Here is a 12,555-nt window from a genome sequence, read left to right on the forward strand (position 1 = left end):
TAAAATCACACCATAAAATAAATTCTTATTTTCATAAATCACACACTACTGTCAACTCTATAAGGTTAATATAGATGGATTACCGTTCAGATTCTAGGGATACCTTTCCTATGTCTGATATGCAAACAGCATATTGGATGAGTATAACTGATTATACACAAACGAATAATTCAAGAATCCAATACTATTGTGAGTATAATCTAACAGAATTGAATTTAGAAAAATTTAAGCAGTCATGGGACAAGGTGTTAGAAAGGCATGACATGCTTAGTGCTGTAGCACTAAATAATGGACAGCAAACAATAATAAAATACCCTAAAGAAATTCACTATATTGATATTAGAGATTTAAAAAAGGATGAGAAAATAAATTATTATATATCATTAAGAAATGAAGTTTCACATAAGAAATTTAATTGTTGTGAAGGCCCACAGTATAATATTTATTTAATTGAGGATGATGAGTTCACAAAATTCATACTGCATTTAAATATGTGGGCTATAGATGCTTACAGTGTAAATATTATACTTTCAGATTTGGCTAGGTTTTATTTTTCAGAAGAGAACATGGCTAATATTAGCTATAACTATAAAAGTTATCTACAAGACTTTTATTCTAAAAAAGAAGGTGTTGTTGATAACGAGATTTTAGATTACTGGTATAGCCGCCTAGGTCACACAAGTTTCCCACCTAACTTACCTATCAAAACCATTCAAAATAATAAAGGTCAAATTAATAACTTTTCACAATTAGAAAAAAAACTTAGTAATAAAGATGTCGATATTCTAAAAAAAAGAGCACGCGAGCTTAATACCAATATAGACATTTTGTTACTAAGTATTTTTTGTGAAGTCATTAATTATTGGAATGACTCAAATAAATTTTGTATAAATATTCCCACATTTTCACGGCCATTTTATAATAAAGAAATAAATGATATAGCTGGAGAGTTCTCATCATATCTAATATTAAATCTAGACCTTCCTACAGGAACAGCCTTTAAAGATAGAGTTAATTATATACATAAACAGTATATTGATGACTTAAATTTTTCCCAAGTGTCGAGTAATAAAATATTAAGACATATATCACAAAGAAATAATCAGTCATCTATCAACATATATCCCGTCGTATTTACATTGAGTCATGGGCTAGATAAATTAAGAGATGATATTAAATACAAGTTATTTGGTGATTTAAAATATGATATATCACATACACCAAATGTAAAGTTAGACTGTCGGCATGAGTTTTATCAAGGTGCATTGACCATTAAATGGGATTACGATAAAAATCATTATGCCGATAATTGCATAGAGAGCATGTTCGAAATATTTATTAATCTAGTCACTGCTATTATTAGTGATACTTATGAAGAATATATCCATAAAGAAAATGTTGTCGGTCTCCCGATTAAACAAAAAGAAAAAAGATATGAAATAAATAATAATAGAGTAGGCTATTCAAGTAATTCTATTTTTAGACAATTTTCAGAAATGATGGAAAGCTCATCATGTCAAGATGAGGATGCACTTATTTGTGAAACAAAAAAAATCACCTACCAAGAAATGTACAAACAAGTATGTGTATTAGGTGGACATTTAAGTAAACTGATTAATCAGAACAAAAATAGTAAAAAGATAATTGCAATATTATTACCAAAAAGTTGCGAGCAGATAATTTGTGTTTGGGGAATATTAGCTTCAGGGTGTACATATCTACCATTAGATCTTGAGCAGCCTAAAAGTCGAGTTTTTGATATTTTAGAAGATGCAAAACCAGACCTCATTATTATAAATAATGAAACAGAAGACTTAATAAGTCAGAGTATAAATATAAAAACTTTCAATATCGAAAAAAATAAAATGGTTATTGAAAGTGAGTATATACCATTGGCAGGAACACTACCGGGCTATTCTGTATCAGAAGAAGATCTTATTTATATCATGTATACATCTGGTACTACAGGTGTGCCCAAAGGGGTAATGGTAAATAATAAAGGCGTTAATAATGCGATAGATTACTCTATAAAAAAACTAATAAATTTTTCTGAAAGGCCGATCGTATTAGGGGTATCAGCATTACATCACGATATGTCAGTATTTGATACATTGGCAACTTTTATACAAAAAGGTGTACTAATACTACCTAAAGAAAATAAAAGAAAAGATCCTGAAGAGTGGTCTAATATTATAAAAAAATATAACGTTAACTATATTGTTTCAGTTCCCGCGATTATTGATATGCTATTTACCTGGTGTGAATTTAAAGGATATACATTAGATAGCATAAAAAATATTATAATGGGAGGGGATTGGATACCGACTAATATTCTAAAAAGAATAGAGAAATATTGCTCAACTAATGTTGTTGCATATAGTGTAGGTGGTCCTACAGAAACAACTATGTGGAATATCACAAACAGAATTAAAGATGAAGAAAGCTGGTTAAGTGTACCATACGGATATCCAATTCAAAACTGCTCATATTATATATTAAATGAGCAATTGATAGAAGTTCCTGATTGGGTTATCGGTGAAATGTATTGTGGAGGAGTGTCATTGGCACAAGGCTACATGAATGATCCCAAACGTACAGCAGAAAAGTTTATTATTCACCCAATAACGAAAGAACGACTATACAATACCGGTGACCTCGGGCTATATCATCCTGATGGCAGAATAGAATTTATAGGAAGAAAGGATGGGCAGGTAAAAATAAAAGGAGTCAGAGTTGAATGTGGGGAAGTACAGAAAAAACTAGAAGAGTTTATCGAAGTTAGCCGAGCTATTGTCTATTTATATAAAGGAAGTTTGACGGCGGCATTAGTATTGCGTCCTAATATCCCGAAAATCAATGATAATGAACTATATCAACGTAGCAAAGAAGTATTGCCAGTAAGTATGTTACCTTCATTATGGATTCAGTTGTATGAGTTGCCGTTAACTAAGAATCAAAAAGTAGATTATCAAAAGTTAACTCTCATCACCGAAGATTATTTAAAGTCAGCGAAGGGGAAGTTAAAAAATAAAGATGAAAGCATGAAAACAAAACAAGAAGTCATGCTCTGTGAGATTTGGGAAGGATTGTTAAATAAAAAAATAGAAAATAAAAATGATAGTTTCTTTTCACTTGGTGGAGATTCGTTATTATTAATAAGTCTTTCAACAGAAATATTTAATCACTTCTCTGTCCAAATACCTTTCGCTAAATTATTAATGAACCTAAAAATAGATGAACAAATTCATTTAATCAAAGAATTGCAAAGCAAAACGAATGATAAAAATAAAATAGCACATATAGATTTAAGTGAATATCCATTACTTCCCAACCAAGAAGACATATGGTTGGCAGAAAAATTGTCATCGGGAAAAATCAAGTTCAGAATTGTTTTTGGGTTAAAATCTAATAAAAAACTAGAAGAAAATAAACTTAAAAATGCGTTAGAATACTTAAGAAGTCATCATATTGCGCTTTCACTACTCTTTTCTCTAACGTCTAAGGGATTGAGCCAATATGTTGATAAAAACAAACCTTTACCAATTTATTATGAGAAGGTTATTGATGAATCATCTTTAATAAGTAAAATTCGAGAAATTGAAAATAGTGAATTCGATTTGTTTAATGAATATGCTTGGCGAGTACACCTGATTCCTTTATCTAATGGAAAACAAATTTATCTTTTTAATTTCCATCATATTATTTTTGATGGATGGTCTGTAAAACTGTTTTTTAATGAACTTGAAAATATCTACAATAATATTAACAAAGTGATAAAGCATGATATAAATTATGTTGATTACGTTTATTGGAAGAAAAATAAGCTATTAAAAGAAGAGAATGAAAATATTAAATATTGGGAAGGTGTCATTAAGGATGGTGTGCACTTAATTGAGGTGAACAATCAGGATAAACCTGAGTCAATGATAGAGGAATCAACAATACCCAAAGATATTTCTGAGTTATTAAATAAGTTTTGCCACCAGAAAAATACGACTCCATTTATTGTGTTATTTAGTATCTTTCAATTAACTCTTGCTAGCATATACCAAAAAGAAAATTTCTTTGTAGGCATTTCTGATTCGGGAAGGGACCATCCGGATACAGAGTCTATGTTAGGACTTTTTATACATAATCCTATATTTAAAGTGAGTGGAGTCTCAAGAATATCCCTTAATGATATGGTTAAAAAAGTACAAGAAGACTATTCAGATGTCATTAAGTATCCAATGCCATCACTTTCTAAGATTATAAAAACATTAGGGGGGATAGGAAGAAGAAATGGATTTAATGATTTCTGTCAAGCATGCTTTATCATGCAACCAAATTATAGTGACGAACTGTTTTTTGGTGATGCTAAAATGGAAAAACTAAATATCGTGAGTAATGAAGTAAGATTAATTTATGAAATGTCGTGTTGGCAGGGTAAAAGCAATGAACTTACTGTAATGTTAAATTACGATAAAACAAAATCAACCTCCCATGAAGCAAAAAAATTATTAGCTACCTATGTATTAAATATCCAAAAGCTACTTGTAAATCCTGATAGTACTACTGTATGGATTAAATAAATATTAACTCATCAAATTGTGTTACTCCATAAAGGGGATAAACGGATGTCATACTTATATACTAAAACAGAAAAAATAATATCAGAATTGTGGGAAGAATTAGAGGTAGCGAATAATGATAGAGAAAACAACTTTTTTGCCAGCGGTGGTGATTCAATTTCACTCATCAGATTAAGCATTCTCATAAAAGAGAGATTTGGTGTTGATGTTGGAATTAGTGAGTTATTACAGTATCCATTATTGCATGAAATGGCTAATTATATAGATTCACAGATAAAAACAATTATACCCGAATGTCATAAGCAAATATTCAATAAAGATTCTGTAATACCATTAAGCTCATCACAAAGAGGTATTTGGTACCAAATGGAATTAGATTCAGAGAAAGAAAATAAAAATTTTAATATTCCATTAGTGTTTAGAGTTTTAGGAAGAGTAGACATCACTAGATTGAACTATAGCTTTAAAGAAATAATTAAAAGGCATAGAGTAATAAACTCATCTATTAGCGATACTAATGGCTATCCAGGTATCGTACTGAAAGAGAATGAGATAAAAATAAGCGTTATTGATGTTTCCGAACTTAGCAATAATGAAAAAGAAGAAAAGTTCAGTGAAATAAAATTCAAAGAACAAAATAAAGTCATAGACATAAAATCTGGTCCTCTATTTTTTGTGTCAATAATAAAGTATTCTGAAGAACTTTATTATATGTTTATAACAAGCCATCATATGATATTTGATGGTGTTTCATATGATATTTTATTAAAAGAATTAATTGAGATTTATCAAGGAAATCAATTAGAAGATCTAAAGTTAGATTATTTAGACTATGCTATCTGGGAAAATAGTGATGAATATCAATCTTACTTAGAGGATGGATTAACTTACTGGCAGTTAAGACTAGATAGCTTTAGGCCAATGGAGTTACCATATAAATATATAACATCATCAACTGAAAAAGATAATTCATCACTATTTTTTGACTTAACTGCTGAGCAAGTGAGTGAATTAAACGTGTTAGCTAGAAAGCATAACACAACATTATATACAGTATTTGTAGTCGCATTGCAGATTGTTTTAAATGAATTTAAAACAACAGGTGATATCGCTTTTGGTACCTATGTTTCTAATCGTCATTTAGCTGAATTTAACAGTGTCATTGGTAACTTTGTAAATCCTTTATTATTAAGATTTGATTATAATGAAGAACACACTATCTCTAATGCGTTAATAGCAACTCATGAACAAATAACACAGGACTTTATCAGACAACATATTCCATTTGAATCAATAGTGAAAAAAATGAATCCTGACAGAAAAAAAGGTGAACACTCACTATTTGAGTTTACTTTTATTTATAATAATTCTATTTTTGAAGGTAAATATGAAAATGAATACTTATCAATTGAGTCTTGTAACCATCAACTTGAAGAGCTTGAAACGAATAGAACAGATATCGAGTTTTGGGTAAGGCCCAACTTAAAATCTGGAGGCTTTCAGTGTGAATTAAATATACAGGTTAATAAAGTTAATAAACGATTTGCAAAAATACTCTTAGAGAGTATAAATCATATTTTAATTAATTTTATAGAGCAACACAGTGACACTACTTTAAATGAGTTAGCACTTTTTCCTAGCTCATATGAATATTCTGAATTACATAGTGCTGCCTATGAATTTAATAACTATCCATTAACTCAGTTAATTAGAGATAATGCAAGTAAAAGTCCCAACAAGATAGCTATTGTTGATGGTGATATCGAGTATAGTTACGCTTACCTTGAGGAGAAAAGTAATTGTATTGCGAGAGGTTTAAATGAATTGAAATCTACGCCTTCTCCTATCATTGGTGTACTTTTACCTTATGGGATAGATTTGGTCATCAGTTGTTTATCGATATTAAAATGTGGTGGTATTATATTTTTATTAGATATTAATGAATCGTCGGAGAGAATTGAAAGTATATTAGATGAATCTGAGTGTAAATTTATTATTACCAATAGTGATTTATTAGACGATATTAATAATGATACGCCTTGCTTATTAATCAATGAGTTGCTTTCAAATTGTAATAGAAATGCAGAAGAAGCCTTTAATATTAAAGAAACATTGGTTACATATATGATACATACATCAGGCTCTTCAGGTAACGCTAAATTATTATTAAACAAACGATATGGTTTGCTTAATAGAATATATTGGTTTAATGAACTTAACCCATTTTATGATGATGATAAGTTTTTATTGAAAACATCGGTTAGTTTCGTTGATTTTTATGCTGAACTCTTTTTGCCTTTAGTCTTGGGGAAAATTCTATATATTGCTAATGATGATATAAGAAGACACCCAGAAGATTTAATTGCTTATATCATTAAGAATAACATTAATAATATTACATTAACGCCGTCAGTTATTTTGGAAATGTATAGAGTACTGCAAGAAAACAATATTTATATAATGGCAATAAGGAAACTTATTTCTAGTGGTGAAGTACTTAGCTTAAATGTTGTAAATAAAATTAAAAAATACATTCCTAAAGCTAAGGTTTTTAATATATACGGTTCTTCAGAAATGAGTGCCGATTTAACCTGCTATAATGTTATTGAGAATGAAAAAAATGAAATTATTCCAGCAGGTAAGCTTGTTTTTAATAGTAAAGCTATGATTGTTAATAAAAAAGAAAAGCCTATAGCTAAAGGGTTAGTTGGAGAATTGTGGGTAACAGGCAGTATTTTATGTGACGGATACTTAAAAGCTAATGCTAAACAAAGAGATAATTTTTTTTATTATAATGATGAGTTATGGTATAAAACGGGGGATTACGCATATTTGAATAGTAAAAATGAACTCGTTGTTATAGGCCGCAAAGATGATAGGAAGAAAGTTCGTGGTATTTTGATTGATTTGAAAGAAATTGATCGTGTTCTATTATCATGTGATGGTGTTAGGCAATGTTTATCTTCAATAGTAACAGACTCTAACGATGAAAAAATATTAGCTGTTTTACTGGAATTATCAGATGGACGGGATAAAGAATATGTTTACGCTCAATTAAATAAAAAACTACCAAAAACACATATTCCTAGTTTAATAGTATCAATAAATAAAATTCCCACTTTACTAGGCGGCAAGATAGATAAAATAGCATGCACTACAATATTACAAGATTCACGTTACAAAAATGAGTTAACAGCAAAAGATATTATTCCTGAAACTCTAATAGAACAAGAATTAGAGCAGATATGGAAATCGCTATTAGGATTTGATGGCAGAATAAGTATAGATCAGAACTTTTTTAGATTAGGCGGTCATTCATTATTAGCAAGTAGATTGTTAAGTATTGTTAGAACAAAATTCAGTATAGATATAAATTTATCAGATATATTTGATTTTCCGACAATAAAAGGGATAGCAAGCTTAATATCTGAAAGCGAAAAGGATAGTGTCAATATCGATAAGATTCACTCTGAAAATAATCTATATGACTTATCATTTAATCAGCAAAGGCTATTCTACTTGCAAAGTATAGAACCTAAATCTATTAGCTATAATATGACTTTTTCATTAACTATGATAGGTCATGTTGATTTATCAAAATTGACTTTCTCATTAAATGAGCTAATTAATAGGCACGATGCGTTGAGAAGTCGTTTTATTGAAGTTGTTGATGATAAAGGTATTAGTGAATTTAAAGTTTTCGTTAATGACTCTGGATATATTTTTCCTATTTATAAAGTTGTAGGACAGCGTGATTTTGAGCAGGCAATAAAAGATGAACTGTATGAACAGCATCATATCCCTTTTGATTTATCACAATCACCATTAATGCGAGTCACGTTAATAGACACTAAACAGGAAAAAAGTGCAATTGTCATTTGTATGCACCATATTATAGCAGATGGATGGTCTATCGCTATTTTGTTTAAGGAGCTAAGTGAGTTATATAATGGAAAAATCTTAAAATCATTACCTTACCGTCATGTTGATTATGCTAATTGGTTAAATAATAGGATTGGCGAGGATAGTCGAAAATCAACTTTAAAAAAATTCTGGAAAAATTACCTTCAGAATGATAAAGGCGGCAAGCTTTTTAATAAAGATATAAGTAGTGACCGTAATATCTCTAAAGTAGTTAGAAGACGTTGTTCATTAAATATTAATGAAATAATAGATTCGAATTATAAAAATTTAAATATTGATCCTTATGATATTATACTGACGACTTTTGCTTGTGTACTGGCAGTCTGGAAAAACGTTAATCATTATTTTATTGGTACGGTTTCCGCTGGGCGACACCTACATTCAGAAAGCGAAAATATTCTTGGTTTTTTAGCTAATACTATTCCAGTTAAAATTGATATAGATCCGAATCTAGGATTTAATGAGATATTATTATCTTTAGTCTCTGAAAGAAGAAACTTATTAAAGTATCAAGATCTACCTTTTGATGAAATTGTGAATAGTGCAAGCACAAGAAAAATGGGAGATGGAATATCTTCTTTAATGCAAGTTATGTGTGTTCACCAAAATATAGATTATAGGGATTTAGATATACAAGGTGTTGATACTCATGTTGAAGCTTATTTAGGTGAAAGTGAAGCTAAGTTTGAATTGGTTTTACAAACAGCTCAGATAGATAGTCGCACTTTAGATATTCTTGTCGAATATAATGATTCATTTTTTAAAGAATATGAAGTCGTTAAGCTAATTGATATGTTGTTAATGTTACTGAATAGCATTTCTAAAAATGAAAAATTGATAGATATTAAATTAAATAAAAGAAATGCAGCATATCAAAAGACAGGGGATATTGATATACCTAAATGCTTTCCTAAAACATTACCGGAATTTCTCAAATTAACGGCTAAAAATCACTCAACAAATGGAATTACTATTATTGATGACTACGGCACGACTTTTATATCGTACAATGAATTATATGAAAAAAGTGTTCAGTTTGCTAAAAAACTAAATAATTCAGGACTTAAAAGTGGTGATGTTATTATTTTAATACCTGAAAAATATAATGAATATTTTTGCTTATTGTGGGGAGCTATATTAGCTAGAATTATTCCTATCACGGTTGCTAAACCACTTGATTTTGAAAGTGATGATAATTGCTATAAATTAATAGATGCTTGTAGACTATTTGATTACTCGCCGATAGTCACTAATGGTGAATTGGTGAGTGAAATGACAACGCTATGCCAAAGACATAAGAAGATTAAATTTTTAAATATTCAGTTATCTGCTCAGAATAAAGATTTTAAATTAATAGAACCATTACCTGAAGATACAGCATTCTATCAACTGACGTCTGGGAGCACCGGAAAATCTAAAGCGATTAATCAACGTCATGAAGCGTTAGCTTCATACGTATTTTTAAGTGGCCATGCTCGTGACTACAATGAGAAGAATATTTTATTAAACTGGCTACCAATGGATCATATCGGTCCTCTTTGGTTATATCATATGAGAGCCGTTTGCGTTGGTAGCAACCAAATCCATATCTCAACGCCACTAATCCTAGAGAAACCATTGTTATGGTTAGAATTGATATCAAAATATCAAGTGACTCATAGCTGGGCACCGAATTTTGCATATAAGCTCGTTATAAATGAGATGAATAAATCTTTTGATTCTAATTTATCTATTGATCTTTCTAGTTTGAAGGAGCTAGTCACTGGGGGGGAAATGGTTTCTGGGCTAACACTGAAAAGTTTTAGTCAATTGCTTAAGCCATTGGGATTAAATTCAGGTGTGTTAACTCCAAGCTTCGGGATGGCTGAAAGTTGTACATGTATTACGTATGGACATGAAGATGATCCTGAAATATCAATTAACTGTCTCAATTTTAATGAGCAGAATAGTATTCAGGCTGGCTCAAGCTTATTTACATCTTTGGGAAAGGTCATTCCGGGTGTAGAAATAAGAATTGTTGATGATACAAATAGTGTATTAGAGGAATTTCAGGTAGGCCATTACCAAATCAGAGGCCCAAATGTGACGAATGGTTATTATAAGCAGAAAGATTTAAACAACTCTGTATTTACTGAAGATGGTTGGTTTGATAGCGGTGATAATGGCTTTATTGCAAACGGTAATTTGTATCTTGTTGGGCGAACAAAAGAAATGTTAATAGCTAATGGTAAAAATTATTTTTGCCATGAGATTGAAGAACAGTTGGAACAAATAAAAGGAATTGAAAGTACTTATATTGCAGCATTTAGCATAAAAAAAGATGATCAAGAAGAGATAGTTGTCTGTTATGTTCCTAATGGCCGAGTGGCAGTAGATATCATTAATACTGAAATCTCACAGTTATTATTTAAGAGTATAGGATTATATATCAACAAAATTATACCTCTTCAGAAGTGTTTCTTTCTGAAAACAACAAGTGGAAAGATTCAAAGAGCCAAAATGGCTCAAAAATGTGTTGATGGCGAGCTAACAGCAATTACTCAATCTAATTCTGATAGGCTAAATCTAATTAATTTAGATTGGGTTGTCACTGAGCATACAGAAAATCTACAAAATATGAAATGGTTATCGGTAGGTGATGCTATTGATACACATAAAAATATTAAGAATATACCTTTGAGTGAATTGCAAAAATCATTAGAAACGAATAGTTATAACGGTATTATATTTGGAAGAACTATATGTGAAAATGAAGGTGACTTACTTGAATTTATTGATTTAATTATTAATGAAAATACACTAAAAGATATCACTCTATGTTGTGTTACTGATAACGAGCAAATGGCAGGGTTAATCTACGGTTTATTAACGAGTATATCGTCTGAGAGTTCACTAAAACATAATATTGTAATACAAAAAAAATCTTCATTAGATTTAATTTTTCCTAAAAACTTAGATTCTGGTTGGTATAAGCAAAGTCATCAATATCAGTTAGAAAAGTTAACTGATATTAATATTGGGAATATCAAAAACATATCAAAAATAAAAAATACTGAACCTGATGATTATGTGGTAATCACAGGCGCAGGTGGCGCTATTGCTCAGTTAATTATAAAAAAGATAATGCCTCTGTATAAGAATATAATCCTTATCGGCAGAAGTGATGAACCTGAGTACGTAATTAAGAATAGAGATAAATTAACTTGGATTAAAACAGATTGTAGTGATTTGAAAAGTTTAATAGTAACATTTAAATCTTTTTTACATAAAAAGCCACCTAAATATGTATATCACTTAGCCGGTATTTTTGAACCTTCTTTTTTAAAAGAGATTTCTGTAGAAAAGCTTAATAAAGCAAGAATACCTAAGGTATTTGCAATAGAAAATCTACGCAAAACAATGTCTATTTTGTATCCCACGTCTTGTAAAAATATACAGTTTAAACTTTTTGGCTCAGTGGCGGTATTCAAAAGTTCTCCAATGCTAGGACCTTATATTGCTGCTAATAGCGAGTTATTAGGGTATGCCCAAGATAAAAGAAATAATGGTTATTCTATGTCATGGATTGGTTGGAGTGCTTGGGAAGGGATAGGAATGGGGAAAGGACAAGATAGAGACCTTTTACATGAAATAGGTCTACAGTTAGTTGATAAAACAGAGGGAATTAATGTATTAATGTCAATTAAAGATCAAAATAAAGATTTTTTAATTGGCATAAGTAATAGATCTAGTTTAGAAGAGGTAGCCATTAGTCCTTCAGTTAATGAAGAGAGAAGTATCGACAATACTTTGGCTAGTTTAATAAAGTCTATTCTATCTATAGATGATGTTAACTTTAATGATAATTTCTTTGAGTTGGGGCTAACCTCAATCGATCTAACAAGACTTCATCGCTCTATAAATAACACTCTTAATATCAATATTAGCTTAGTTGATATATTACAGTTTTCAACTCTCCGTAAACTTTCAACGCATATTATCCAATTAATAGCTGAAAATGATGAATAAATAAATCTTGTTTAAGTTAATACATGATTAATTTAAATGATAATGCAATGAA

General features: G+C 30.1%; 2 protein-coding genes. Both read left to right on the plus strand.

All coding sequences use genetic code 11. The features are described 5' to 3' along the window. Positions 1 to 74 precede the first annotated feature (74 nt). On the plus strand, positions 75 to 4,571 hold the full coding sequence (locus ACWPW6_RS04090; RefSeq protein WP_249999948.1) for an amino acid adenylation domain-containing protein: 4,497 nt from the start codon (positions 75 to 77) through the stop codon (positions 4,569 to 4,571). A 45-nt stretch (positions 4,572 to 4,616) separates the two neighbouring features. Continuing rightward, positions 4,617 to 12,503 carry a condensation domain-containing protein gene (locus tag ACWPW6_RS04095; RefSeq protein WP_454209341.1) on the plus strand — a complete coding sequence of 2,629 codons (7,887 nt, stop codon included), beginning with the start codon at positions 4,617 to 4,619 and terminating at the stop codon, positions 12,501 to 12,503. Positions 12,504 to 12,555 lie beyond the last annotated feature (52 nt).

It is taken from the genome of Providencia sp. Marseille-Q8014 (assembly GCF_965112055.1).

Coding starts and splice junctions, on each gene's coding strand:
- ACWPW6_RS04095 (WP_454209341.1), top strand. CDS start 4,617: ATGTCATACTTATATACTAAAACAGAAAAAATAATATCAGAATTGTGG.
- ACWPW6_RS04090 (WP_249999948.1), top strand. CDS start 75: ATGGATTACCGTTCAGATTCTAGGGATACCTTTCCTATGTCTGATATG.